Here is a 25,001-nt window from a genome sequence, read left to right as displayed (position 1 = left end):
AACATAACGCTCAGTAGCGGCTGGCGCTGCGAGATGACCATCACGGCAACGGCAGGAAATCTGGCACCATCCTCTTGATGTGGCAGATGATTTGATGCGTAAAGGTTTTTATTGTGTTTTTTGTTTGTTAAAAGTGGTTGAGCTGGCGCGAACGGCTGATTAAGCTAGGCCGGTTTTTTAGGGATGAGCCCGTCACCAGAGCGGGCAGAAAATGACACAAAACGGAGTTTTGCATGACAGCTAGCCCACCCATGTTAATCACCTTCCTAGTGTATATCCTCGGAATGGTGTTGATCGGCTTCGTCGCCTATCGCGCCACCCGCAACTTTGATGACTACATTCTGGGCGGTCGCCGGATGGGGAGCTGGGTTACCGCCCTCTCTGCCGGCGCCTCCGACATGAGCGGCTGGCTGCTGATGGGGCTGCCCGGCGCCGTCTTCGTCAGCGGCATCTCCGAGAGCTGGATCGCCATCGGTCTGGTCATCGGCGCCTACCTCAACTGGCGCTGGGTAGCGGGTCGCCTGCGGGTACATACCGAGAAGAACCGCAACGCCCTGACCCTGCCGGACTACTTCACCTACCGCTTTGAAGATCACAGCAAGGTGCTGCGCATTCTCTCGGCGCTGGTGATCCTGCTCTTCTTCACCATCTATTGCGCCTCCGGCGTGGTGGCCGGTGCCCGTCTGTTCGAGAGCACCTTCGGCATGGATTACAACACCGCCCTCTGGGTCGGTGCCGCCGCCACCATTACCTACACCTTCTTCGGCGGCTTCCTCGCGGTGAGCTGGACCGATACGGTGCAGGCGACCCTGATGATCTTCGCCCTGATCCTGACCCCGGTCTTCGTCATCATCGCCGTCGGCGGGGTGGACAGCGCCATGATCGAGGTGGCCGCCAAGAGCGCTACCAACCTCGACATGTTCAAGAATCTGGATGTGATCGCCATTGTCTCGCTGATGGCCTGGGGCCTTGGTTACTTCGGTCAGCCCCACATTCTGGCCCGTTTCATGGCGGCGGATTCCCACCACTCCATGGCCAATGCCCGCCGTATCAGCATGACCTGGATGGTGTTCTGCCTCGCTGGTGCGGTGGCCATCGGCTTCTTCGGCCTGGCCTACTTTGCCCGCTTCCCGGAAGTGGCGGCTGGAGTGACCGGCAACCCGGAGCGGGTCTTTATCGAGCTCTCCAAAATCCTGTTCAACCCCTGGATCGCCGGGGTGCTGCTCTCCGCCATCCTGGCGGCGGTGATGAGCACTCTAAGTTGTCAATTACTGGTCTGCTCCAGCGCCATCACCGAGGATCTCTACAAGCCCTTCCTGCGCAAGAACGCCTCCCAGCGTGAGCTGGTGTGGGTGGGTCGCCTGATGGTGCTGCTGATCGCGGTGATTGCCATCGCCGTCGCCATGAATCCGGAAAACCGGGTGCTGGGGCTGGTGAGCTACGCCTGGGCCGGTTTCGGTGCCGCCTTCGGCCCCGTTGTGCTGCTCTCGGTTCTGTGGCCGCGAATGACCCGCAACGGCGCGCTGGCGGGCATGCTGGTCGGTGCCATCACCGTCATCGTCTGGAAGCAGTTCGGCTGGCTGGGTCTGTATGAAATTATTCCAGGCTTCTTGTTCGCGCTGCTGGCCATCGTGGTGGGCAGTCTGCTGGGCGAAGCGCCATCAAAAGCGATGCTGGAGCGTTTCCGCGATGCCGAGGAGGAGTACAACACGCCGGCCGAGAGCGCGGGAGAGCCTGTCGCGGTGAACTGATCCCTCTTGTCACTTTCTGATTGAGAGCCCCGCCCCCGGACAAGGTGCGCCCTGGTTGGCCATCCTTGCACCGGTTTGGCGGGGCTTTGTGCTATCTGATTCACTCTTGGGCACTTTTTTCTGTTCGAGCTGTGCTTGCCGGGGGCTCGCTTTCTTTTGTCTTGGCACCGAATATGGGACACTAGGCCGCCTGAAGGAGACCTAGTGCATGCGGCTATTCACCCTGATCCTGATCCTCCTGCTGGGGGGACTGCAATATGACCTCTGGCTGGGGAAGAACGGGCTATCCGATTATCAGAACCTGTCGGAGGCCATCTCGCAGCAACAGCGGGACAACCAGACTCTCAAGGATCGTAACGACCTCATTTACCGCGAGATAGATGATCTCACCTCTGGCCTCGAGGCCATCGAGGAGTTGTCGCGCAACGATCTGGGTTACATCAAGCAGGGGGAGACCTTCTACCGGATCATCCCCAAAGAGAAAGACAAAGAGACAGCGCCGGACGATGAGCCCTACGATGACTGATGCCTGCCGGGTATCCGGCCTGACGGCGATCGTCCCTGCCGCCGGTATCGGCAGCCGAATGGGGGCCGATTGCCCCAAGCAGTACCTGCAACTGGCGGGTAAAACCATTCTCGAACATACCCTGGAGCGGCTGCTCTCCCACCCGGCCATCGCCCAGGTGATCGTGGCGCTGGCGCCCCATGACCGCTGGTTCGAGACCCTGCCCGTGGCGGCCGACCCGCGCATTGTGCGGGTAGAGGGAGGCGCCGAGCGCGCCTTTTCCGTCCTCAATGGTCTCCATGTGGCGCAAGGGGAGTGGGTGCTGGTGCACGATGCGGCCCGCCCCTGCCTGACTCACGGCGATCTCGATGCGCTGATTGCCACGGCCATGAACTGCGGCGGCGCCATTCTCGGCAGTCGGGTGCGCGATACCATGAAACGCTCCGATGGGGAGGGCAATATCATCGCCACCGTCGAGCGCGAGCAGCTCTGGCATGCCCTGACGCCGCAGATGTTCCCGACCCGTGCCCTGAAGCGGGCGCTGGAAGAGGGGCTGCTGCTGGGCGCCACCATCACCGACGAGGCCTCCGCCATGGAGCGGGCCGGATTCACGGTGCGGATGGTGGAGGGGCGCGCCGACAATATCAAGGTGACCCGGCCGGAAGACTTGTCGCTGGCGGGGCTGTTTTTAAGCCAGCAGGCATAAGCCCCTCAGTCAGAACAGACCGTTCAGAGCAGAGTGTCTCGAACAAACAGGCCCGAACAAGGAGTTAGCATGATCCGGATTGGACATGGTGTGGACGTACACAAAATTGATGGGGTTGGTTTCAGCATGTTGGGAGGTTGCCGCTGATGATGCGCATTGGTCATGGTTTTGATGTTCATAAATTTGGTGGTGTTGGCCCCTGCATGCTGGGTGGCGTGCCGGTTCCCTACGAGCAGGGGCTGGTTGCCCACTCTGACGGCGATGTGGTGCTGCACGCGGTAAGCGATGCCCTGCTGGGGGCCATCGGAGCCGGTGACATCGGTCGCCACTTCCCCGATACCGCTGCCGAGTTCAAGGGGATCGACAGTCGCATCCTGCTGCGGGATGTCTTTGCCCGGGTACAGAAGGCGGGTTATGCCATCGGCAATCTGGATGTGACCATCATCGCCCAGGCCCCCAAAATGGCGCCCCATATCGACGCCATGTGCGCCGTGCTGGCCGCCGATCTGCAATGTGATTTGAACCGGGTGAACGTCAAGGCGACCACCACCGAACAGCTTGGGTTTACGGGGCGCAAGGAAGGGATCGCCACCGAAGCCGTCGTCCTACTGGTGAAACAATAATGCTGGAACAACTTGCCTATCTGCACGGGGCGCCCACCGCCCGCGGTATCCTCAAGGCCGAGGCCGCCGACTTCGTGGTCAATGAAGATCTCGGGTTTGAGCCTTGCGGTGAAGGGGAGCATATCTTCGTCCGGGTGCGCAAAACCGGCGAAAACACCGCCTGGGTAGCGGGTCTGCTGGCCGACGCGGCCGGGGTCAACCGCAATGCGGTGACCTGGGCGGGCCTGAAGGATCGTCACGCGGTGACCGAGCAGTGGTTTGGCATTCATCTGCCGGGCAAGGCCGAACCGGACCTGTCGGTTATCGAGAGCGACAGCATCCAGATCCTGCAAGCCAGGCGTCACAACCGCAAATTGCGGGTCGGCTACCTCAAGGGTAACCACTTCACCCTGCGTCTCACCGGTCTGGAACAGGCCGACGGGCTGGAGGCGCGCCTGCAGGCCATCGCCACTCAGGGCGTACCCAATTACTATGGTGAGCAGCGTTTTGGCCGCGATGGCAACAATCTGGAAGCGGCCAAGGCGATGTTTGCCGGCAAGCGGATCAAGGATCGCAACAAGCGCTCCCTCTACCTCTCTGCCGCCCGCAGCATGCTGTTCAACGCCATCGTCAGCGCCCGTATCGAACAGGGGCTGGCCCATCAGCTGCTGGCCGGTGATTGCGTGATGCTCAAGGGCAGCCACTCCATCTTCAGCGAAGAGAGCGTGACCCCCGAGCTGGAAGCGCGTCTCGCCTCCGGCGACGTGCAACTCACCGCGCCCCAGTGGGGCCGTGGCCGCCTGGCCAGTCAGGGCGCCGCTGCCGAGTTCGAACAGGGCGTGCTGGCTCCTTACAGCGATTGGTGTGATGGGCTGGAGAAAGCCGGGCTGGATCAGGACCGCCGCCCGCTGCTGCTCAAGCCGGAGCAGATGAGCTGGCAGCTGGACGGCGAGGCGCTGACCCTCTCCTTCTTCCTGCCGGCGGGCGCGTTTGCCACCAGCGTGGTGCGCGAGTTAATGCAGGCCGAAGAGGCCGATCACGGTTTCAGGAATCAGACCGATGCGAATTCTGGTCAGTAATGATGATGGTGTGCATGCCGAGGGCATTCGTGCCCTCAGCGAGGCGCTGCGCGCCTGCGGCGAGGTCATTGTGGTGGCGCCGGATCGCAACCGCAGCGGCGCGAGTCACTCCCTGACGCTGGAAGTACCGCTGCGGGTTACCCGTATTGCAGAAAACGGCTTTAATGGGTGCGAGAGCTATGCGGTGAAGGGCACGCCGACCGACTGCGTGCATCTGGCGGTCAACGAGCTGGTGCGTCCTGAACCCGACATGGTGGTGGCCGGCATCAACCACGGTGCCAACCTGGGGGATGATGTCATCTATTCGGGCACGGTCGCCGCGGCCACCGAGGGGCGCCATCTTGGCTACCCTTCCATCGCCATCTCGCTGGTGGGCAAGACCCACTTCGCCACTGCGGCCCACTATGCGGCCCTGCTGGTGAAAGGGTTGATGAAGCACCCCCTGCCTGCCGATCAGATCCTCAACGTCAACGTGCCGGACTTGCCCCTCGAGCAGATCAAGGGGATCAAGACCACCCGCCTTGGCAATCGCCACCGGGCGGAGTCGGTGATCTGCACCGAGGATCCCCGTGGCCAGCCCATCTACTGGATCGGCCCCCCCGGTAGCCAGCAGGATGCCGGTGAAGGCACCGATTTTGCTGCCATCGAGCAGGGCTATGTCTCGATTACCCCCCTGACCATCGATATGACTGCCTATGACAGTCTCGCCGGTCTGGGGGCCTGGTTAGATCTGCAGGGATGAGGGTGGTGTGATAGTACAGCGCCTGTTAAATCAGCTCATTGCGCAGGATATTCGCGATTTTCGCGTGCTGGCGACCATCGCGAAAGTGCCGCGCCAGCTGTTCGTGGACGAGGCCATGGCGCACAAGGCGTGGGACAACACCGCCCTGCCCATTGGCCACGGCCAGACCATTTCGCAGCCCTATATGGTGGCGCGAATGACCGAGTTGCTGATGCAAAACAATCCGGCCCATGTGCTGGAGATTGGCACTGGCTCGGGCTACCAGACGGCGATCCTCGCCCATCTGGTGGAGCATGTGTATACCGTGGAGCGGATCAAGTCGCTGCAGTTCCAGGCCAGACGCCGACTGCGCCAGCTCGATCTGCACAATGTCTCGGCCAAGCACGGCAACGGCTGGCTGGGGTGGCCCAACAAGGGGCCTTATGACGCCATTCTGGTGACGGCCGCGGCGAGCGAGATCCCGACGGCGCTGACCGATCAGCTGGCCGAAGGGGGTCGACTGGTGTTGCCCGTGGGTGACAGCCAGCAGACCCTGCAGCTGATCGAACGATCCGGATCCCAGCTGACCAGCCGTATTCTGGAGCCGGTACGTTTTGTTCCCCTGATTGACGGAGATGTTGAGTGAAGTTGTTTTCCCGTTTGTACGTACTGGTGATGCAGTGGGCCCGCCACAAGCATGCCCCCTGGTATCTCTCCATCACCGCTTTCATCGAGTCGGTATTCTGGCCGATCCCGGTGGACGTGATGCTGGCACCGATGGCGCTCGCCAAGCCCCACAAGGCGTGGCACTACGCCACGCTGGCTACTGTCTTCTCTGTGCTGGGGGCCCTGTTTGGCTATGCCCTTGGCTATGCGCTGTGGGATCCGGTCGTACTGCCACTGGTGGAGTCTGTGGGCTATCAGGACAAGATCGAGATTGCTCGCAACTGGTTTGAGCAGTGGGGGATCTGGGTCATTTTCATTGCCAGCTTCACCCCTATCCCCTACAAGGTGTTTACCGTGACGGCAGGGTTGTTGCAAATGGCTCTGCTGCCCTTCATCATCACCTCCCTCATCGGTCGTGGCATGCGCTTTTTCCTGGTGGCGGGCCTGATGCGTTGGGGTGGCGAGAAGATGGAACGCAAACTGATGCACTACGTAGATGTGCTCGGTTGGCTCTGTATTGGTCTGGCCGTGGTGGCCTATTTCTGGTTTAGTCGTTAAGGATCCATTATGCGTTCGCGTATTTGGCAAGGAAGCAGTGTCGTGGTGTTGTCATGGCTGCTGCTTGCCTGCTCCTCCAGTAAAAATGCAGCTCCGGTAGATGGTGTTGATGAGGGGCAGTTTGTCTCGACCATTCCGGCTCGCCAAAGCGGTGCCCAGGTCAGCGCACCCATTCAGGGCGGCAGCTATGTGGTGAAGCGGGGCGATACCCTCTACTCCATCGCCTTCAACTCCGGCAACGACGTGCCGTCGCTGGCCAGCCTCAACAACATCAGCCCGCCCTACAACATCTATCCGGGGCAGCGTCTGCGACTCGATGGTTCCAGCGCCAGTGTTGGCAGCAGCCGCAGTGCCGGTACCTATGAGGTGCGCCGCGGCGATACCCTGAGCAGCATCGGCCGCCAGTTCGGCATGACGCCGCAGGCGCTGGCCCAGAGCAACAACCTGAGTGCCCCCTATGCGCTGCAACCGGGTCAGGTGCTCAATGTCCAGTCTGCCGGTGGCAGCAGCACCCAGATGGTGGCTGCGACTCGTCCGGCAACCGTGACGCCGGTGGCCGTGAGCCGTCCGAGCAGCGGTCCGCGTCCGTTGGCCGAGCCGAGTGGATCTGGTCAGACCACGCCGTTCATCTCTCAGAAATCCGTTGCTCCGGCAGCACCGAAGGAATACGCTCAGTCCAAAGAACAAAAAATAAACAACTCCCAGTCGAGACTTGCTTGGCACTGGCCCGCAAAAGGCCGGATTGTCGAGGGGTTCTCTGTTGCAGAACAGGGTAACAAGGGGATCGACATAGCCGGCCAGAAGGGGCAACCCGTCTACGCCGCCAGCAGCGGTAAAGTGGTATACGCTGGCAGTGCTTTAAGGGGGTACGGCAAGCTGATTATCCTCAAGCATGATGATGACTATCTCTCCGCTTACGCACACAACGACGAGTTGCGGGTGAAGGAAGGGGACAGCGTCAAGGGGGGCTCGGTCATTGCCAACATGGGTAGCACGGACGCGCCGGATGTGCGATTGCATTTCGAGATCCGGTACAGAGGCAAGTCGATCAATCCGATGAGCTATTTGCCAAAGCGTTAACCCCAGAGAGACCGTCTTACTCTGGTAACGTCAGGGAGACACACCATGAGCCAAGAACAACTGGTAATGCAGGATGCAGAGTTAGAGTTTGACGCTGAACCCGAATCTCATGAAGTAGAAGAGTTGCAGGAGGTAGCCGCCGAGGCGGACGAGACTATCTCTGATGAGTTGCTGGCACCTGAGCTGAACAAGGTGATGGATGCCACGCAACTCTATCTGGGGGAGATAGGTTTCTCCCCGCTGCTCACTGCCGAAGAGGAAGTCTACTACGCCCGTCGTGCCTTGCGAGGTGACAAAGCCGCCCGCAAGCGCATGATCGAGTCCAACCTGCGACTGGTGGTGAAAATCGCCCGCCGTTACAACAACCGCGGCCTGGTGCTGCTGGATCTCATCGAAGAGGGCAACCTCGGTCTTATCCGCGCTGTCGAGAAGTTTGACCCCGAGCGCGGCTTCCGTTTCTCCACCTATGCTACCTGGTGGATCCGCCAGACCATCGAGCGGGCCATCATGAACCAGACCCGCACCATCCGTCTGCCCATTCATGTGGTCAAGGAGTTAAACGTTTACCTACGCACCGCGCGCGAACTCTCTCACCGTCTCGATCATGAACCGACCGCCGAGGATATCGCCTTCGCGCTGGATCGTTCGGTGGATGACGTGAACCGCATGCTCAAGCTCAACGAGAAGATCACCTCGGTGGATACCCCCATCGGTGGCGATCGCGACAAGGCGCTGCTGGATGTGCTCTCCGACGAGCGCGGCATGGGGCCTGAGCTGGAGTCTCAGGAAGATGATATGCGCAGCAGCATTGTCCACTGGCTGGAGGAGCTTAACCCCAAACAGCGGGAAGTGCTGGCACGCCGGTTTGGTCTGCTGGGTTACGAGCCGGCCACCCTCGAGGATGTGGGGGCCGAGATTGGCCTGACCCGCGAGCGGGTGCGCCAGATCCAGGTCGAGGGGCTGCGCCGTCTGAGAGAGATCCTGCTGAGTCAGGGGCTCTCCATCGAGGCGCTATTTCGTACCAATTAAGCATCCGCACCAATTAAGCCCGCACCAACTGATCAGCGCATCAGCCAGATAGCACGAGGGGAGCAACAGCTCCCCTCGCTTTTTATTGCCTGTGGTCTGGTGATCGCGGGCTGTTATACCAGCTCAGCCAGCATGGTGTCGGCGTAGGGCACCAGTGCTTCGCCCTTCTTCACCTTGGTGAGGTAGTCCGGGTTGGCGATAAGCGGACGACCGATAGCCACCAGATCGAAGCGGTTGGCCTCGATGGCCGCAGCGGCGCGCTCGGCGTCGTAGTTGCCCACCCCGACCAGATTGCCCTTGTAGTGGGCACGCAGATAGTCGGAGGCACGGCCACCCAGATAATCGAAGGTGAGGTTGTCATCAAAGATGCCGAGGTGGATATAGGCCAGCGGGCGATCGTTGAGCTTGCCCAGCAGGTAGTCGAACACGGCGCGATCTTCCGGGCTGCCCGCCAGATGGACATAGGCACCCGGGGAGAGGCGAATACCAACCCGATCACCGCCGATGCGGGTGCTGATGGCATCGACCACTTCCAGCGCGAAGCGGCTCATCTTTTCCGGGCTGCCACCGTAGTTGTCGCTGCGCAGGTTGGTGGAGTGGTGCAGGAACTGGTCGATCAGGTAGCCGTTGGCACCGTGGATCTCCACCCCGTCAAAGCCCGCCTCGATGGCGTTGGCTGCGGCTTGGGCGTAATCCAGTACCAGCTGGGCGATTTCGGCCTCGGTCAGGGCGCGTGGCACCTGATAGGTCAGCTCGCGCATGCGGGGCACAGTGCCCTCGTGCGCCACGGCAGAGGGGGCCAGCACTTCAGCCTGATGGAAGAAGGGGTGGGAGAGGCGGCCGACGTGCCACAGCTGGGCGAAGATCTTGCCGCCTTTGGCGTGCACGGCGCTGGTCACTCTCTTCCAGCCATCGATCTGCGCCTGGGTGAAGAGGCCCGGGGTATTGGGGTAGCCCTGCGCATCGGGGCGGATGATGACGGCCTCGGAAACAATCAGGCCGATGTCGGCGCGGCGGCCGTAATAGGCAGCCATCTGCTCGGTCGGCACCAGACCTGGGCCTGCCATGCAGCGGGTGAGCGGGGCCATCATGAAACGGTTGGCCAGGGTCAGAGTGTCATTGAGTCGATACGGCTGAAACAGGGTATTCATGATAGGTTGTCCTGAACGGGTTATTCTTGAACGTGCATTCAAGACGTTTTTTGCGTCGGGCGCAAGCTTTTTTTGAATGCGCGTTCAAGAAGGTTGGCCCGAGCGGGCGGCTGGGGTAAACTTGCCGCCCTTTCCAGCCACTCTTTATCGGCGGGCCCTGTCGCTCCTTGCCGGTGAACCATTTCCCACGGGAGGAACCATGCGCATAGCCGAGTTTGATCGGGACGAGGTACTGCGAAATGCCATGGAAGCGTTTCGCGCCAAGGGATATGCCAAAACCACCATGCAGGAGCTGGTGGCTGCCACCGGCCTGCACCCGGGCAGCATTTACGGCGCCTTTGGTAACAAGCGAGGCCTGCTGCTGGCTGCGGTGGATCACTATGTCGAGGGCAAACGCACCCTGCGCCGCTCCCTGCTCGACAACCCGAGCCCGCTGGCGGGCCTTGCGGCCTATCTCGACCGGATTGTGGGTGAGGCGCTCTGCGGCTCCTGTCTGGTGACTCGCACCATGATGGAGCTGAGCGAGCAGGATGAAGAGCTGACCCAGCGGGTCAAGGGGATCTATGGCGAGCTGGAGCAGGATCTGGCCGAGTTGCTGACACAGGCGCAGGCCAAGGGCGAGCTGGCGCCGGATAGCAATATCCACACCCTCACCGCCCTGCTGCTGATCAACCTGCAAGGGCTGGTCACCTTCGCCCAGTGCCGCCCCGATCGCCCCCTGCTCGACGACGTAGTCGCCCAGCTGATGCGGGCCCTGCGGGCGTAAAAATAGTCAGTGGATTGGGTGTCCCCTTCTCCGTTTTTGCTTTTTGAATTGAGGAGAAGGGGTCAATCGGATTGGTGTAATGAGAGCAGGATAAAATCCAGCGCAGAGTTGAACCTGCCCAGTACATCGTTATTCCACACTCGTATCACCCGAAATCCCTGCTGATTGAGATAAGCTGTCCGAGCCTCGTCATGAATCTGGTCCGCTTGTGTTCCGTGTTGCGAACCATCCACTTCGATGACCAATCCCTGTTCAAGGCAGATGAAATCCACCACATAGGGGCCGATGGGCATTTGGCGGCGAAATTTCAGCCCCGCCAGACGGCGATTGCGCAACTGTTGCCACAGTTTCTGCTCTGCCAGCGTGGCATCACGTCTCAGTCGTTTGGCAAAGCGGTTGCTTTCCATAAAGGGCTCCAGTTCTGTTTGGCCCTATAGATATAGCCAGCTTCCTTTGTGTTTACCGGTTGGATATTGCGTCCCCTCACCCTAGCCCTCTCCCAAAGGGAGAGGGAACAGATCTAGGTGCTGTCAGGATTTGTTGACCCCAACCGAGCTATCGTTGTGTTTGGTAATGATGAGCTGATGAGCTGATGAGCTGATGAGCTGATGAGCTGATGAGCTGATGAGCTGATGAGCTGATGAGCTGATGAGCTGATGAGCTGATGAGTGGATGGGCATTGCCCTGCTAGTTGGTTACCCGTGATGTTGCCGATTGTACTGGATCAGCTCCCTTCTCCCCTTGCGGGAGAAGGGTTGGGGATGAGGGGGAGGGAGCAGAAGCAGCCCTCACCCTAACCCTCTCCCGGAGGGAGAGGGAATTGATCGAGGTTCGGTTTGGGCATCATGGTCGGTCAACAAGCTTCTTCATCAAATCCTTGAGCCACACCTGCGCCGGTTGTTGCGTATGCGCCGATGGGGTATGCCAGACGCTGCGGCCTCACCTCGGCCCCACCAGCTCCTTCATCAAATCTTTCAGCCATACCAGTGCGGGTTGCTGGGCATGAACGGGGTGCCAGACGCAGTTTAGGTGGTAATCCGGCACGTCTGCGGGCAGCGGCAGGCTTTTCAGCGGCCAGTGGGTGGCGAGCAGGTCGGCCACCATGCTGGGCAGCACCAGCAGGTGATCGCTCTGGCTGACGATGGCGGCGGCGGACATATAGCTCTGGCTGTTGACCGAGATGGTGCGGCTAAAGCCCTGACTCTTCAGATAGCGGTCGAGGCTCGCCTCCGAGGTGCCCAGCGGCGAGTGGAACACATGGGGCATGGCGATGAGCTGCTGCAGGGTGATGCGCTCCTGCCACTGGGAGGGGTCATCCTCGGCGCCGGCGGGGGCCGATTTGGCAATGGGCAGATCGGCGCGCACCAGTCCGGCCAGCGGTTCGGTGAGCCAGGTCTCCTTGCCGAGATACCCCGGCACCTGCATGTACTCGTCAAAGCCGAGCACCAGATCGATCTCGCCGCTTGCCAGCTCGGCTTCGGGCAGAGTGTCGCGCAGGATGCGGATCTCGATGGTGACCCCCGGCGCCAGCCGTCTGAGCCGCTGAATAAGCGGCGGGATCAGCACGCACTCCACGTAATCTGTGGTGCAGAGCACGAAGCGCCGCTTTGACTGGCTCGGCTCGAACTCTTCTTCCTCGGTGAGCTGCTGCTCCAGCAGCCGCAGCGCCTGCTGCACCCCGAGATGCAGCCGCTGGGCGCGCGGGGTCGGCAGCATCCCCTGCGGGGTGCGCACCAAGAGCGGGTCGCCGAGAAAGGTGCGCAGCCGGTTAAGGGAGTGGCTCATGGCGGGCTGGCTGATAAAGAGCGCCTCGGCGGCGCGGGTGACGCTGCCCTGCGTCATCAGGGCGTCAAAAGCGAGCAGCAGATTGAGGTCGAGCTGGTGCAGTTTCATGGGGGGATTATTCGCCGTGTTTATGGGACAATCCATCCTATTCATTTGATGGATGGGGGCGCAACGTCTTAATCTGCGACCCACCCTTATTTTTCCGGGTTCCCGCGCCGCATCTGGCGTAAACGGGGGCCTCAATCCATGCAAGGAGCCTTGCGATGAGCATCAAGACCATTAACTCCACGCCGGCCGCCGACGGCTTCACCATGCCCGCCGAGTGGGCGCACCAGCAGGCCGTCTGGATGATCTGGCCGTTTCGCCCGGACAACTGGCGCGTAGCCGGTCGCTTCGCGCAAGAGACCTTCGCCAAGGTGGCCGATGCCATCGGTGGTGCGACTCCGGTCTTTATGGGGGTACCGGCCCAGTTTATGGAGCAGGCTCGCGCCATCATGCCCGCTCACGTCACCCTGGTCGAAATGGACAGCGATGATTGCTGGGCCCGCGATACCGGCCCGACCATCGTTACCAACGCTGCCGGCGAGTGCCGTGGCGTGGATTGGGGCTTCAACGCCTGGGGTGGTCACAAGGGCGGTCTCTACTACCCGTGGAATCAGGATGAAGAGGTCGCAGCCCAGATGCTGACCCAGCACGAGATGGCTCGCTACGATGCGCCGCTGATTCTGGAAGGGGGCTCCATCCACGTCGATGGTGAAGGCACCTGCCTGACCACCGCCGAGTGCCTGCTCAACGAAAACCGCAACCCGCACCTGACCAAAGAGCAGATCGAAGCGCACCTGCGCGACTATCTGGGCGTTACCAGCTTTATCTGGCTGGACGAAGGCGTCTACATGGACGAAACCGACGGCCACATCGACAACATGTGCTGCTTCGTGCGCCCGGGTGAAGTTGCCCTGCACTGGACTGACGATCAGAACGATCCCCAGTACGCCCGCTCCGTGGCCGCCCTCAAGGTGCTGGAAGCGGCGGTCGATGCCAAGGGTCGCAAGCTGAAAGTGTGGAAGCTGCCCCAGCCGGGCCCGCTGTTCTGCACCGAAGAGGAGTCTGCCGGTGTCGAGAGTGGTACCGGTGTGCCGCGCGAGGCAGAAGGCCGTCTGGCCGGTTCCTATGTGAACTTCCTCATCACCAATGATCGCATCGTCTATCCGCTGCTGGATGCCGCCACCGATGGCGAAGCCCAGCGCATTCTGGAAGAGATCTTCCCGGAGCACACCGTGGTCGGCGTGCCGGCCCGCGAGATCCTGCTGGGCGGTGGCAATATTCACTGCATTACTCAGCAGATCCCTTCAGGTCAGTAAGCTGGTCGAAGAGTGTAGAAATTCAAAACCCCACGCCGTGGGGTTTTATCTCTTGATGGTGTGATGGTCGCAGGCGCTGATGCGGCGATCATCATGACAAACAGTCACCCTTTTACAGGAGATCCCCATGATCGAAGTGACCGAGGTTTCCATTGCCGAGCTGCGTGCCGCGCTCGAATCAGGCCGCACCACAGCGGTCGAACTGGTCAAGGCCTATCTGGCCCGGATCGAGGCTTACAACGGCCCCGAGACTGCCACCAAACTCAATGCCGTGGTGGTCGCCAATCCCGATGCGCTGAAAGAGGCCGAGGCTTCCGATGCCCGCCGTGCCCGTGGCGAGACCCTGAGCCCGCTCGACGGCATCCCCTATACCGCCAAAGACAGCTATCTGGTCAAGGGGCTGACCGCCGCCTCCGGCAGCCCGGCCTTCAAGGATCTGGTGGCCCAGCGCGATGCCTTTACCGTTGAGCGCCTGCGCGCCGCCGGTGCCATCTGCCTTGGCAAAACCAATATGCCGCCGATGGCCAATGGCGGCATGCAGCGCGGCGTCTATGGCCGTGCCGAGAGCCCCTACAACGCCGACTACCTGACCGCGCCCTTTGCTTCCGGCTCCTCCAACGGCGCCGGTACCGCCACTGCCGCCAGCTTCTCCGCCTTTGGTCTGGCGGAAGAGACCTGGTCGAGCGGCCGTGGCCCGGCCTCCAACAACGGTCTGTGCGCCTACACCCCGTCCCGTGGCGTGATTTCGGTGCGCGGCAACTGGCCGCTGACCCCGACCATGGATGTGGTGGTGCCCTATGCCCGCACCATGAACGATCTGCTGGAAGTGCTCGACGTAGTGGTCGCCGACGATGCCGACACCCGTGGCGATCTGTGGCGCATGCAGCCCTGGGTGCAGCTGCCCAAGGCCTCTGAAGTGCGTCCGGCTTCCTATCTGGATCTGGCTGCCAAGCCCGATGCCCTCAAGGGCAAGCGCCTCGGCGTGCCGCGCATGTTTATCAACAAGGATGAACTGGCCGGCACCAGCGAAAACCCCGGTATCGGCGGCCCGACCGGTCAGCGCATCCATACCCGCGAGACCGTAATTGCCCTCTGGGAAGATGCGCGCAAGGCGCTGGAAGCCGCTGGCGCCGAAGTCATCGAAGTGGACTTCCCGCTGGTCTCCAACTGCGAAGGGGACCGACCCGGTGCGCCGACCGTGTTCAATCGCGGCATCGTGAGCCCGGAGTTTCTCAACGACGAGCTGTGGGAGCTCTCCGGCTGGGCGTTCGACGACTTCCTGCGTGCCAACGGCGATCCCAAGTTGAACAAGCTGGCCGATGTCGATGGGCTGAAGATCTTCCCCCACGATCCGGGCACCCTGCCGAACCGCGAGGGAGATCTGGCGGCGGGCATGGACGAGTACGTCAATATGGCCAAGCGCGGCATCAAGCGCTTTGACGAGATCCCCACAGTGCCGGATGGCCTGCGCGGTCTGGAAAAGACCCGCAAGCTGGACTTGGAAGATTGGATGGACGGGCTCAAGCTCGACGCCGTGCTGTTCCCGACCGTCGCTGACGTCGCCCCGGCTGATGCGGATGTGAATCCGGCCTCCGCCGATATCGCCTGGAGCAACGGCATCTGGGTTGCCAACGGCAACCTCGCCATTCGCCACCTCGGCGTGCCGACCGTCACCGTCCCCATGGGGGTGATGGCCGATATCGGTATGCCGGTGGGCCTGACCTTCGCCGGTCGCGCCTATGACGACAACAACCTGCTGCGCTTCGCCTCGGCCTTCGAATCCACCGGCAGCAAGCGTATGGTGCCACCGCGGACGCCGCCGTTGGGGTGAAGAAGATCTCCGTTATGAATGCAATAAGGCTCCCGATGGGAGCCTTATATTTATAAGTTCAGAGGTTCAGGCGAGATACAATATTCAGGTGGTTGATTTCAATCTTGTTCAGGAAAGTTTGCCTGCATCACTACGGCACTGCGGATTTCATCCTTTATGGACTTAGCGTTAATTTGCAGGCGAACAGGGCGACGTGACCACTCTCCTCTTTGCAATGCATCCAGATAGCGCCGATCTAATGTTCCATCTTGGACTTTAGCGATGAACTCATCACCAGACTCTTGGCTGCGGACTTTGACTTTGAACTCATCTGGGTTGGAAGAGTCGACATTTAAGATGCGATACATACCATCTAGCCGCACATCTTCGGATTTATTTCTAGCATTCTTTACCAGCTCTGCTGCCGTTTCTCCATCCATCTTCATGCCTTGGATTTCGACTTCATCAGCAGTTGCGCTTCGTTTAAACAACTCAGTTCTGGAGTCATCAGCATAGGCTTTGATAGTGTGCAGCTTTGGTTGTTGTTGGAGAAGCTCAGTCAACATTTCCATGCGCTTAGTCTCTTGGGCATCGTCTCGCGCACGCTCTTCCATTCGGAGCTTTTGTTGCTCAATCAGGAGTTGTTGCTCTTCTTTCTTCGCTTCAATTTGGCGAATCTCAACTCGTTGAGCAAGATAATCCGAGTATGCGGATTTACCTGCCCAAATGGCAGCAACAGCAATAACCATGGTGAGTAATGTTTTAGCATCCATTTTATCAATTAGATCCTTACCCCATTTTTCTAACAGGCCATCCAGATCCACACTGAATAAGGAGCTACCCGGTTCTACCTTTACAACGATCTGGAGTGCTTCTTTCTCTAGGGCATTTAGTGCCGTTACCTTAGGAGTATTGTAACGTGCGATAGCATAGCTTCTGTATATATTGCGTTGAAGTTCCAAGAAGGCACTCATCAAAGGAGGGGTGATTGTTGACTGAAATCCCTCTCCTTTTAGATGGACTGTTAATCGTGGCCATCCATCAAACCGCAGGTCATAAGCATCAACATCAATTTCGTTTTCCAACAGCTGCCGAAGCAGTTCATAGGCATCATTTTCTGAGCGAATAACAAACGCAGGTGCTTCCATAGGGTATCTTTCGGCCACGAGAAAAGAGCCAAAAGGTTACTATGAATCGTTTTGTGAATAAATTAGGTCTATCACAAATGAGCTCAAAACAGACTCAATTACTCACCATCTTGTATGTAGGGCTTCGCGCAGCGAAGCCCTACGTTTACAGAGTATTCGGTCGTTCGCGAACAGGAGGTCGCTGCTGATTTTTCCGGACTTTCCCCTGACTTCCCCCAGACTTCACCTTCTCTTCACACAACCTCATTTTCCCCTCACAAATCCCCCGTATCTTCTGCCCACTGCTTAAAAGGCCCGGCTTGCCACAGGGGTGGCGAGGGGGCGGTTGGTTCGAGGGAGCAAGATGATGAAAGGTTGGATGAAGTGCGGGTTGGCCGGGGCCGTGGTGCTGATGGCGAGTTTCTGGGGTGGCAGCGTGCGGGCGGCGGGGATCTCCCTCAAGCAGGTGAGCGGCCCTGTCTATGTTGTTGAAGACAACTACTACGTCAAAGAGAACTCCATGGTCTATTTCGGGGCCAAGGGGGTGACGGTGGTGGGGGCGACCTGGACGCCGGATACCGCCCGCGAGCTGCACAAGCTCATTAAACGGGTCAGCAGCAAGCCGGTGCTGGAGGTGATCAACACCAACTACCACACCGACCGGGCGGGCGGTAACGCCTACTGGAAGTCCATCGGGGCCAAGGTGGTGGCGACCCGCCAGACCCGGGATCTGATGAAGAGCGACTGGGCCGAGATTGTCGCCTTTACCCGCAAGGGGCTGCCGGAGTATCCGGATCTGCCGCTGGTGCTGCCGAACGTGGTGCATGATGGCGACTTCAAGCTGCAAGAGGGCAAGGTGCGCGCCTTCTACGCGGGCCCGGCCCATACGCCGGACGGCATCTTTGTCTACTTCCCCGACGAGCAGGTGCTCTATGGCAACTGCATCCTCAAGGAGAAGCTGGGCAACCTGAGCTTTGCCAATGTGAAGGCCTATCCGCAGACCATCGAGCGGCTTAAAGCGATGAAGTTGCCGATCAAGACGGTGATTGGCGGTCACGACTCGCCGCTGCACGGCCCCGAGCTGATTGATCACTACGAGGAGCTGATCAAGGCGGCGCCGCAGTCATAACGGCTGCGCGACAGACTGGTAGCAAGCCTTGCCATTGCTGCAATCAGCAGCCATAACGGCACACCACAAAACGCCCGCTTTCAGGAAATAAGCGGGGGTTTTGCTGTTGCGGCTTTTCTGCGGCCACTTATTGCGGGCGTTGGCACTGCGAGATTAAGGCTGTTCAAGGCGGGTGGGCTTTCATAAGATGGCCCTCTCTCTTTTCCCTGAAAGTTATCCATTTTCGTTATGCAATACGCCTCTCTCGCGCGCCTCAAGCAGGCCTTTATCACCGGGATGTGGGCCTCGCTGGTCAGCATCGTTATCGGCTTCGCCTTCAAGGTGTGGCTGGCGCAGTGGGTCGCCAAGGGAGAGCTGGCGCTGTTCAACAGCGTGGTGGATTTGATCTCCCTCTCCTTTATCCTGATGACAGGTTTTCGCTCCTCCATGGTGGTGAGCTACTCCCAGACCAAGAACGATCGGGACATCATCAATATCTTTCGCTACTTCCTCATCGGCATCGTGCTGCTCACCTGGGGGGCGGTGATCCCCTATATCAAGCACGGGCTCCATATCCGGGTGGAGTATCTGCAACTGGTGGGGGTCATCTTCGGGCTGGGGCTCAAGGTCTACTTCACCAATCTGGTGGCCATGTACCGGATGTATGCGCTCTCCAACCGGGTCACCTGGCTGGAGCCGCTGGCCAACGGCCTGTTGTTTATGGCCTGCTACTTTGGGCTCGGGATGGATGCGCTCCCTTCGCTCTTCTACGGGCTGACCTTCTCGTCGCTCGCCATCGCCGGTTATATGTATGTTTCGCGTCGTCGGGCTATCGCCACCAAGCCGCTGGCCAAGGTGGCGCTCGGCCCCGAGATGGTGAGCTATGTGAAGAAGAGCTTTACCGCCTCGCTGGAGGCGGGGGCCAGTATCCTGATGATCTACATCACAGTGCTGCTCACCATCCGCCACTTCAGCATCGACGAGCTGGGGGATTTTCAGGTGGTGGTGCGTCCCATCTTTACCTATATGACCACCTTGTTTGTCTTCCCCATCTACCGCTTTGTGCTGCCGGAGCTGGCGGTCAATCTGCGCAATGGCGATCACCGTCAGATAAGGCTTATTCGCCGCTGGATCTTCCGTCTCTCCGCCATCGTCAGTCTGGCCTTCTTTGGTTTGATGCTGCTGGCGGGCAAGCCGCTGGTGCTGTTGTTCTTCCCCGCCGACTACGTGGGGGCGGTGCCTGTGCTGTTCCACTTCTCCATCTTCTTCATTTTTATGATGCTCAACGGCTATCAGCTCGCCTATATCAAGGCTCACGGCCACTTTACCCGGAGTTTGCTGATCCGGCTGGCGGGCATAGTGGCACTGGTTGCCGCCTACTATCTGGTGGCCGAGTTCACCGCCAACGTGGTGGCGATTATCGTGGCGCTGGGCCTCGGCTATATGGTGATGTTTATTCTCTCGACCCTGGCGGAGCGGCAGATCTTGCGATCCCTGCCACTGGTGCTGGCGACCCGTTAGGGGGTTACTCGCCAAGAGCTGGCTTTGGTCAGATAACAAAAACGCCCATGCGGGCGTTTTTTATTGGCGGTGCAGGGGAGGCTTAACGCTTGCCCTTGCTGCCTTTGTTGCCAGAGAGCGCCTGCTTTCTGGCGCGCTGCTTCTGGGCCGCCTTGCTGTTGCGGCGCGGCTCGGGCTCGAAGCGGGTGAGATCCGGCTCAAAGCCCGGAAACCACTGCTGGGGCAAGCGGGTGTCGAGCACAGCTTCCACCTTCTCCAGCAGCGGTGCATCTTCCGGGCTGAACAGGGTAATGGCGAGCCCCTTGTTGCCGGCACGGCCGGTGCGACCGATACGGTGGACGTAATCCTCCGCCACAAACGGGAACTCGAAGTTAATCACGTAGTTGAGATCCGTGATATCGAGGCCGCGAGCCGCCACGTCGGTGGCGACCAGCGCCTGCAGGGTGCCGGCGCGAAACTCCAGCAGCACTTTTTCACGCGCGCTTTGCGACAGATCGCCGTGGAAGGCCAGCGCATTGATGCCCGCCTTGCCGAGCTGCTGGGCCAGCTTGTCAGCACCTTGGCGGGTGCGGCTGAAGATGAGTGCCGGTGCCCACCCTTTCACTTTCAGCATGTGTTCGACCAGCGCCAGCTTGCGATCACTGTCCACCGTGTAGACCCGTTGTTCCACCTCGGCCGCCGTGGTGTTGCGCGGCGCTACTTCAATCAGCTCGGGGTCGCGCAGCAGCACCTTGCAGAGGGCAAACAGGTTGTCGTCGCAGGTGGCGGAGAAGAGCAGGGTTTGGCGATCCACCGGGATCTGTTTGAGCAGCGCCTTGATCTCGTCCATAAAGCCCATGTCGAGCATGCGATCGGCCTCGTCAAACACCAGATGGCGCAGGCTATCAAGGCTCAATGCCCCCTGCCGCAGATGGTCGAGCAGACGGCCCGGGGTGGCGATAAGCAGATCCACCCCGGCTTGAAGCGCCTCGACCTGCGCCGCGATGCTCACCCCGCCGTAGACCAGCGTGCTGGTGAGACCGGTGCCCTGACCGTAGTGCGCGACGCTCTCGGCGACCTGCACCGCCAGCTCGCGGGTCGGCACCAGCACCAGCGCACGGATTGGGCGCGGGGATTCTGCTTGCGGCTGCGCCAGCAACTGCTCCAGCAGCGGCAGCACAAAGGCGGCGGTTTTGCCGGTGCCGGTCTGGGCCCCCGCCATCAGATCCCGCCCTGCCAGAATGACGGGGATGGCACGAGCCTGAATGGGGGTGGGGGCGGCATAGCCGAGCTCGGTCAGGGTCTGCTGCAGACGGGGGGAGAGGGCCAGTTCGGCAAAGGAGGCTGTGGACATAGGGGCACCAGTCGGGGTTATCGTGGCCAGCGGCCGCGATGCAATGAGTGATCGTGGCCGCGATGGTAACAGAAGCTGGGGGCGCGGCAGAAGGCGATGATGAGCAAGGGCGCATAGCTCCCGGTTTTGCATGCTGCGCATGGCGGTGGCGCAGGACCTCGTCGCCGCGCTTCTGTTTTACCGCGAGTCGGCAGTGCAAGGGGCATCAGCCATGACACTACTCCACGATCAGCACGCTCTCGCTGGCCAGATGGTGCAGCCACTCCCTGACGATCAGCAGCACGGCGGCAAAGTGCTCGTCGCGTGGCAGCAAGCTGGCGGTGAGGGGATCCCCTTCCGCCATCGCGGCCAGCTGGCCAAAGGCTTGCTCCACCAGATCCCGGCTGAGTTCATTGTCCCCCAGCGCTTCGGCCAGCGATGGCTGGCTGCGCAGGGTCAGCTGCAAGCCGGGCGGGATCTGTGGGGCGATGCGCATCAGCTCATCTTCCACCACCATGATGGCCCGCTCCAGTTCGAGCGGGGTGGGTGGCGCATTGCGAAACGGTCCGGGCTGGATGGCGTGGGTGCCAAAGGCCAGCGGGTAGTGAGACGGGGCCGCATCTGGCTGGCTCAGCCAGAGCTGACTGCTCTGTTCACCAATCTCCAGCAGCAGGGTCATCATCTCCGGTACGGGTTGTGTCATGGTGCTGAGCTCCTGTATTGTAAACGTTTTCCCATTCTGCCTTTGATACCCCCGCCGCCGACGTTTTGCGAGCACAATTTCTGCGAGTCGTCCCTCACTTTGTTGCAAACCCCTTGCAAAAAAATCCATTGGTGGCAGTCTGGATGTCTAAATGGCCGTCGCCGTTTCGTTATCCTCAGATGATTCAGGAGTTCAGATATGGATATTCGCACCACACCCCGCGCCATAGCGCTCGCCCTCATGCTGGCAAGCGGCATCGCCGCCGCCAACGAAGCGCTGGTGATCCAGACCGATTTCGGCCTCAAAGATGGCGCCGTGTCGGCCATGAAGGGGGTCGCCTTCGGGGTGGATCGCACCCTGCCGCTCTATGACCTGACCCACGAGATCCCGGCTTACAACATCTGGGAAGCTTCTTACCGCCTCTACCAGACCCTGCAGTACTGGCCCAAGGGCACAGTGTTTGTCAGCGTGGTGGATCCCGGTGTCGGCACCGAGCGCAAGTCAGTGGTCCTCAAGACCAGGAGCGGTCACTACATCGTGACTCCGGACAACGGCACCCTGACCCTGGTGGCCGAGCACTTCGGCATCGAGGCGGTGCGCCAGATCGACGAGAAGCTCAACCGCCTCAAGGGTTCCGAGAAGTCCTACACCTTCCACGGCCGCGATGTGTACGCCTATACCGGCGCACGGCTCGCCTCCGGCGCTATCAGCTACGAGCAGGTTGGCCCGCTGCTGCCCGCCGAGGTAGTGAAGATCCCCTATCAGCCTGCGGTAGCAGAGAAAGATGGCACCCTCAAGGGCACCATCCCGATCCTCGATGTGCAGTACGGCAACGTCTGGACCAATATCGACGATGCCTTGCTGACCAAGGCGGGGATCAACAAGGGGGATAACGCCTGCATCAAGATCCGTGAAGGGGATGTGGTCAAATATGACGGCAAGGCCCCTTACGTCAGCAGCTTCGGCGATGTGCCGGAAGGTCAGCCGCTGGTCTACCTCAACAGTCTGCTGCAGGTGTCGGTGGCGCTGAACATGGACAGCTTCGCCGCCAAGCATCAGGTGCAATCCGGTGCCAACTGGCATATCAGCCTGAAGAGGTGCTCCTGACCAGCACATATATAAGTAGAGATAGAAACAGCAACGGGCGCCTCGGCGCCCGTTTTGTTCTCTGGTAATAAAGAAAGGGATCAGAACTCGTTGGAGAGCGCCTTGTACCCTTTGACCAGATCGATATTGGTGTGGGCCACGTCCTCGGAGAACTCGGCGGCATCTACCGAAACCCGCGGGATATGGGTCAGATCGCTCTGCTGGTTGATACGGGTGGTGGAGGGGACGTAGAACTCCGGCGGCAGATCGCAGCCATCGATCACCGAGTTGTGACGCACCACGGCACCGTCACCGATATGGCAGTTGAACAGCACGCTGTTGAAGCCGATAAAGACCCGGTTCCCCACTTCGCACGGCCCGTGGACTATGCTGCGGTGGGCGATGGAGGTGTACTCGCCGATGGTGACGGCGGCGCCGGATTTGGAGTGGATCACCACCCCGTCCTGGATATTGGAGTTGGCGCCGATGACGATGGGTTCCATATCTCCACTCTCATCCACCTCGTCGGCACGGATCACCGCATAGGGGCCGACAAAGACATTCTCTTTGATGATCACCTTGCCGCAGATGATGGCGGTCTTGTCGATATAGGCGGATTCGTCGATGACAGGCAGATGGCCGGAGGGATTCTTGCGGATCATGTTACATCCTGTGGTTGCTTGAAATGATGCGGTGGCGCACCCGGCGCCAGGATGCCAGCTTACGCCTCGTTATTATCCGGTGAAACCCCGAAGTGGTCTGACCCTTGTCGCAAGCCTTGGCGGGACCACTGTTTCCGCGCGCTGGAATATGGGAGCATTGCAGCCATTCCCGAGTTGGTTGAAATGGACATATATAGATGAAGAAGATGATTGCCCTGTTGGCGGGTGGTTTGTTGCTCTCCTCGGCCGTGCAGGCCAAAGGGGAGGCGGGGGCGTTTGACTATTACGCCATGGCGCTCTCCTGGTCGCCCGAGCACTGCGCCGTCAAACCGGCGGATCGGGACCAGTGTTCCCGCAAGCTGGGCTTTGTGCTGCATGGTCTTTGGCCCCAGTACGATCGCGGTTACCCCAGCAACTGCACTCGCGAACGGCTCGATCCCGATATGGAGAGCAAGTTTGCCGACCTCTACCCCAGCCGTTTCCTCTATCGCCATGAGTGGGAGAAACATGGCACCTGCTCCGGCCTGAGCCAGCAGGCCTTCCATCAGCTGGCGAGTGATTTGCGCCAGAAGGTGAAGATCCCGGCGGCTTATCAATCCCCGGAAGAGCCGCTGCGCAAAACCAGCTTCCAGCTCAAGGCCGATTTGGCGAGCGCCAACCAGTGGCTGGCCCCCGACAACATCACGGTGGCTTGCGCCGATGGTGGCCGCTTCCTGCGGGAGATCTACATCTGCGTCAATAAAGAGGGGACGGATGCGGTCACCTGCTCCGCCGAGATGCAAAAGCGCGAGCGCCGCTCCTGTGGTCAGCCGGACTTCCTGCTGCGCAGCGTGCGTTAAGCCTCCACTCTCTTCATCGGGCCCCTTGCGGGCCTGATGTTTAACCACGGTTATCAGAAAGGAGTCTGACAGATGGATGGCAATAACCGGTTTACCCCACAAGAGCGGGCAATGCTGCTCGGAGTGAAAGGGGTGGGGCCGCCCGTTATCGGGCGGCTCGAACAGCTGGGCTATCATACCCTGGCCGGATTGGCCGAGGCCGACACCACCCATATCGTCCAGCTGGTGGCCAGCATGCTGGGCTCGACTTGCTGGCAGAACAGCCCGCAGGCGCGTAGTGCCATCGACGGTGCCATTGCGCTGGCCCGCGCACATCTGGCGGCGGACGCTGCAAAAGGGGTGAATGGATGAGCCTCTTTAGCGAACTGGGGATGCGTTATCCCATTATTCAGGCGCCGATGGCCGGTGTGCAGGGTAGCGAGCTGGCGCTGGCCGTGACCCGTGCGGGCGGCTTGGGCTCCTTGCCTGCCGCCATGCTCACGCCAGCGGAGCTGCGCAGCGAACTGGAGCGACTTGCCCACAGCGGCCTTGGGCCATTTAACATCAACTTCTTCTGCCATCGGCAACGGGAACCGGATCCCGTTGCTCTGGCCCGCTGGCAGCAGTGCCTTGTTCCCTACTACATCGAGTTCGGCATACTTCCCCCAGCGGTCACGATGGTGCCAAGTCGTGCACCTTTCAATGAGGAGCATGCCGCCATGGTGGCTGAGTTCAGACCGGCGGTGGTCAGCTTTCACTTCGGCCTGCCCGCGCCCGAGCTGCTTGCCCAAGTGAAGGATGCGGGGGCCAAGGTATTTGCCAGCGCCACTACGGTCGCGGAGGGCGTATGGCTCGCTCAACACGGCGCCGATGCCATCATCGCTCAGGGATTGGAGGCGGGAGGTCATCGCGGTCATTTCCTCTCTGAGGATCTCGCGCTGCAGCAGAGCACCCTGACCCTGTTGGCGCAGATCCTCGCGGCAACCGACCTGCCGGTGATTGCCGCTGGTGGTATCGTCGATGGCAAGGGGATAGCCAACGCGCTGCAAATGGGGGCGAGCGCTGTGCAGATGGGCACTGCCTTTCTCTGTTGC

At 60.3% G+C, this 25,001-nt stretch carries 26 protein-coding genes (1 of these 26 cut by a window edge); 19 read left to right on the top strand and 7 right to left on the bottom strand.

Annotated features, from left to right (window positions below; genetic code table 11):
• Positions 1 to 233 precede the first annotated feature (233 nt).
• The 10 genes from putP (at position 234) to rpoS (ending at position 8,697) form a co-directional block, all read left to right on the top strand.
• Positions 234 to 1,751 (top strand): sodium/proline symporter PutP, encoded by a 1,518-nt coding sequence (gene putP, locus I6L44_RS12620; protein ID WP_216952005.1) that lies wholly within the window; start codon positions 234 to 236, stop codon positions 1,749 to 1,751.
• Between the two features lie 208 nt (positions 1,752 to 1,959).
• Positions 1,960 to 2,277 carry a cell division protein FtsB gene (ftsB, locus tag I6L44_RS12615; RefSeq protein ID WP_005335520.1) on the top strand — a complete coding sequence of 106 codons (318 nt, stop codon included), beginning with the start codon at positions 1,960 to 1,962 and terminating at the stop codon, positions 2,275 to 2,277.
• Positions 2,270 to 2,962, top strand: coding sequence for a 2-C-methyl-D-erythritol 4-phosphate cytidylyltransferase (gene ispD / locus I6L44_RS12610; protein WP_216952004.1), 693 nt, complete (start codon positions 2,270 to 2,272; stop codon positions 2,960 to 2,962). Before ftsB ends, ispD begins: the two co-directional genes overlap by 8 nt.
• A gap of 146 nt (positions 2,963 to 3,108) precedes the next feature.
• Positions 3,109 to 3,585, top strand: coding sequence for a 2-C-methyl-D-erythritol 2,4-cyclodiphosphate synthase (gene ispF, locus I6L44_RS12605; protein ID WP_005335518.1), 477 nt, complete (start codon positions 3,109 to 3,111; stop codon positions 3,583 to 3,585).
• The gene (gene truD, locus I6L44_RS12600) at positions 3,585 to 4,643 is read left to right on the top strand and encodes a tRNA pseudouridine(13) synthase TruD (RefSeq protein WP_005354508.1); all 1,059 of its coding nucleotides are present in this window, start codon (positions 3,585 to 3,587) and stop codon (positions 4,641 to 4,643) included. Before ispF ends, truD begins: the two co-directional genes overlap by 1 nt.
• Positions 4,624 to 5,385, top strand: coding sequence for a 5'/3'-nucleotidase SurE (surE, locus tag I6L44_RS12595; RefSeq protein ID WP_005335515.1), 762 nt, complete (start codon positions 4,624 to 4,626; stop codon positions 5,383 to 5,385). Before truD ends, surE begins: the two co-directional genes overlap by 20 nt.
• Before the next feature lie 7 nt (positions 5,386 to 5,392).
• Entirely contained in the window at positions 5,393 to 6,010 is a 618-nt protein-coding gene (locus I6L44_RS12590; RefSeq protein WP_005335507.1) for a protein-L-isoaspartate(D-aspartate) O-methyltransferase, read from the top strand.
• Entirely contained in the window at positions 6,007 to 6,588 is a 582-nt protein-coding gene (locus I6L44_RS12585; protein WP_005354505.1) for a YqaA family protein, read from the top strand. Before I6L44_RS12590 ends, I6L44_RS12585 begins: the two co-directional genes overlap by 4 nt.
• A 9-nt stretch (positions 6,589 to 6,597) precedes the next feature.
• Positions 6,598 to 7,668, top strand: coding sequence for a LysM peptidoglycan-binding domain-containing protein (locus I6L44_RS12580; protein ID WP_216952003.1), 1,071 nt, complete (start codon positions 6,598 to 6,600; stop codon positions 7,666 to 7,668).
• A 45-nt stretch (positions 7,669 to 7,713) separates the two neighbouring features.
• Complete coding sequence (rpoS, locus tag I6L44_RS12575) at positions 7,714 to 8,697, top strand: RNA polymerase sigma factor RpoS (protein ID WP_005335504.1); 984 nt, start codon at positions 7,714 to 7,716, stop codon at positions 8,695 to 8,697.
• A 113-nt stretch (positions 8,698 to 8,810) separates the two neighbouring features.
• Here rpoS and I6L44_RS12570 read toward each other — a convergent pair whose 3' ends face one another.
• Positions 8,811 to 9,848, bottom strand: coding sequence for an alkene reductase (locus tag I6L44_RS12570; RefSeq protein WP_199258864.1), 1,038 nt, complete (start codon positions 9,846 to 9,848; stop codon positions 8,811 to 8,813).
• Between the two features lie 199 nt (positions 9,849 to 10,047).
• Here I6L44_RS12570 and I6L44_RS12565 point away from each other — a divergent pair, with 199 nt between their 5' ends.
• Positions 10,048 to 10,614, top strand: a complete 567-nt coding sequence (locus tag I6L44_RS12565) for a TetR/AcrR family transcriptional regulator (RefSeq protein WP_005335495.1) — start codon at positions 10,048 to 10,050, stop codon at positions 10,612 to 10,614.
• A 62-nt stretch (positions 10,615 to 10,676) separates the two neighbouring features.
• Here I6L44_RS12565 and I6L44_RS12560 read toward each other — a convergent pair whose 3' ends face one another.
• Together I6L44_RS12560 and I6L44_RS12555 are read right to left on the bottom strand one after the other, a co-directional pair.
• A complete protein-coding gene (locus I6L44_RS12560; protein ID WP_216952002.1) occupies positions 10,677 to 11,021 on the bottom strand; it encodes an endonuclease domain-containing protein in 345 nt (114 codons plus the stop codon).
• A gap of 532 nt (positions 11,022 to 11,553) precedes the next feature.
• Positions 11,554 to 12,507, bottom strand: coding sequence for a LysR family transcriptional regulator (locus I6L44_RS12555; protein ID WP_216952001.1), 954 nt, complete (start codon positions 12,505 to 12,507; stop codon positions 11,554 to 11,556).
• A 155-nt stretch (positions 12,508 to 12,662) separates the two neighbouring features.
• On the opposite strand from I6L44_RS12555, the gene aguA reads away from it, so the two are divergent.
• Both aguA and I6L44_RS12545 read left to right on the top strand, forming a co-directional pair.
• Complete coding sequence (gene aguA, locus I6L44_RS12550) at positions 12,663 to 13,760, top strand: agmatine deiminase (RefSeq protein WP_201961399.1); 1,098 nt, start codon at positions 12,663 to 12,665, stop codon at positions 13,758 to 13,760.
• Between the two features lie 127 nt (positions 13,761 to 13,887).
• The gene (locus tag I6L44_RS12545; protein WP_216952000.1) at positions 13,888 to 15,591 is read left to right on the top strand and encodes an amidase; all 1,704 of its coding nucleotides are present in this window, start codon (positions 13,888 to 13,890) and stop codon (positions 15,589 to 15,591) included.
• A 98-nt stretch (positions 15,592 to 15,689) separates the two neighbouring features.
• Here the strand turns inward: I6L44_RS12545 and I6L44_RS12540 are convergent, their stop codons facing one another.
• Positions 15,690 to 16,718 (bottom strand): hypothetical protein, encoded by a 1,029-nt coding sequence (locus I6L44_RS12540; RefSeq protein WP_216951999.1) that lies wholly within the window; start codon positions 16,716 to 16,718, stop codon positions 15,690 to 15,692.
• Between the two features lie 343 nt (positions 16,719 to 17,061).
• Between I6L44_RS12540 and I6L44_RS12535 the strand changes: the two genes are divergently transcribed.
• Both I6L44_RS12535 and I6L44_RS12530 read left to right on the top strand, forming a co-directional pair.
• On the top strand, positions 17,062 to 17,826 hold the full coding sequence (locus tag I6L44_RS12535; RefSeq protein WP_204385102.1) for a CphA family subclass B2 metallo-beta-lactamase: 765 nt from the start codon (positions 17,062 to 17,064) through the stop codon (positions 17,824 to 17,826).
• Positions 17,827 to 18,054: 228 nt separating this feature from the next.
• On the top strand, positions 18,055 to 19,326 hold the full coding sequence (locus I6L44_RS12530) for a hypothetical protein (protein ID WP_103252384.1): 1,272 nt from the start codon (positions 18,055 to 18,057) through the stop codon (positions 19,324 to 19,326).
• A gap of 82 nt (positions 19,327 to 19,408) precedes the next feature.
• Here I6L44_RS12530 and I6L44_RS12525 read toward each other — a convergent pair whose 3' ends face one another.
• Together I6L44_RS12525 and I6L44_RS12520 are read right to left on the bottom strand one after the other, a co-directional pair.
• Positions 19,409 to 20,659 carry a DEAD/DEAH box helicase gene (locus tag I6L44_RS12525; RefSeq protein ID WP_216951998.1) on the bottom strand — a complete coding sequence of 417 codons (1,251 nt, stop codon included), beginning with the start codon at positions 20,657 to 20,659 and terminating at the stop codon, positions 19,409 to 19,411.
• A 217-nt stretch (positions 20,660 to 20,876) separates the two neighbouring features.
• Positions 20,877 to 21,341 (bottom strand): hypothetical protein, encoded by a 465-nt coding sequence (locus I6L44_RS12520; RefSeq protein ID WP_216951997.1) that lies wholly within the window; start codon positions 21,339 to 21,341, stop codon positions 20,877 to 20,879.
• A gap of 198 nt (positions 21,342 to 21,539) precedes the next feature.
• On the opposite strand from I6L44_RS12520, the gene I6L44_RS12515 reads away from it, so the two are divergent.
• Complete coding sequence (locus tag I6L44_RS12515) at positions 21,540 to 22,448, top strand: S-adenosyl-l-methionine hydroxide adenosyltransferase family protein (RefSeq protein ID WP_216951996.1); 909 nt, start codon at positions 21,540 to 21,542, stop codon at positions 22,446 to 22,448.
• 80 nt (positions 22,449 to 22,528) lie between these two features.
• Here the strand turns inward: I6L44_RS12515 and I6L44_RS12510 are convergent, their stop codons facing one another.
• The gene (locus tag I6L44_RS12510) at positions 22,529 to 23,089 is read right to left on the bottom strand and encodes a carbonate dehydratase (protein WP_005335471.1); all 561 of its coding nucleotides are present in this window, start codon (positions 23,087 to 23,089) and stop codon (positions 22,529 to 22,531) included.
• A gap of 197 nt (positions 23,090 to 23,286) precedes the next feature.
• Between I6L44_RS12510 and I6L44_RS12505 the strand changes: the two genes are divergently transcribed.
• The 3 genes from I6L44_RS12505 to I6L44_RS12495 form a co-directional block, all read left to right on the top strand.
• Entirely contained in the window at positions 23,287 to 23,928 is a 642-nt protein-coding gene (locus I6L44_RS12505) for a ribonuclease (RefSeq protein ID WP_216951995.1), read from the top strand.
• A 72-nt stretch (positions 23,929 to 24,000) separates the two neighbouring features.
• Positions 24,001 to 24,279, top strand: coding sequence for a helix-hairpin-helix domain-containing protein (locus I6L44_RS12500; protein WP_216951994.1), 279 nt, complete (start codon positions 24,001 to 24,003; stop codon positions 24,277 to 24,279).
• Positions 24,276 to 25,001, top strand: the 5' portion of a protein-coding gene (locus tag I6L44_RS12495; protein ID WP_158112851.1) for a nitronate monooxygenase family protein. 321 nt of this gene lie beyond the right edge of the window; the window shows 726 of its 1,047 coding nt (coding positions 1-726); it begins with the start codon at positions 24,276 to 24,278; its stop codon lies off the right edge, out of view. Before I6L44_RS12500 ends, I6L44_RS12495 begins: the two co-directional genes overlap by 4 nt.

The organism is Aeromonas sp. FDAARGOS 1414, assembly GCF_019047065.1.
In the GTDB taxonomy this organism is placed as follows: Bacteria; Pseudomonadota; Gammaproteobacteria; order Enterobacterales; family Aeromonadaceae; genus Aeromonas; species Aeromonas veronii_A.
Note: the sequence above shows the minus strand (reverse complement) of the source record. Positions and strands in the feature narration are given on the sequence as shown.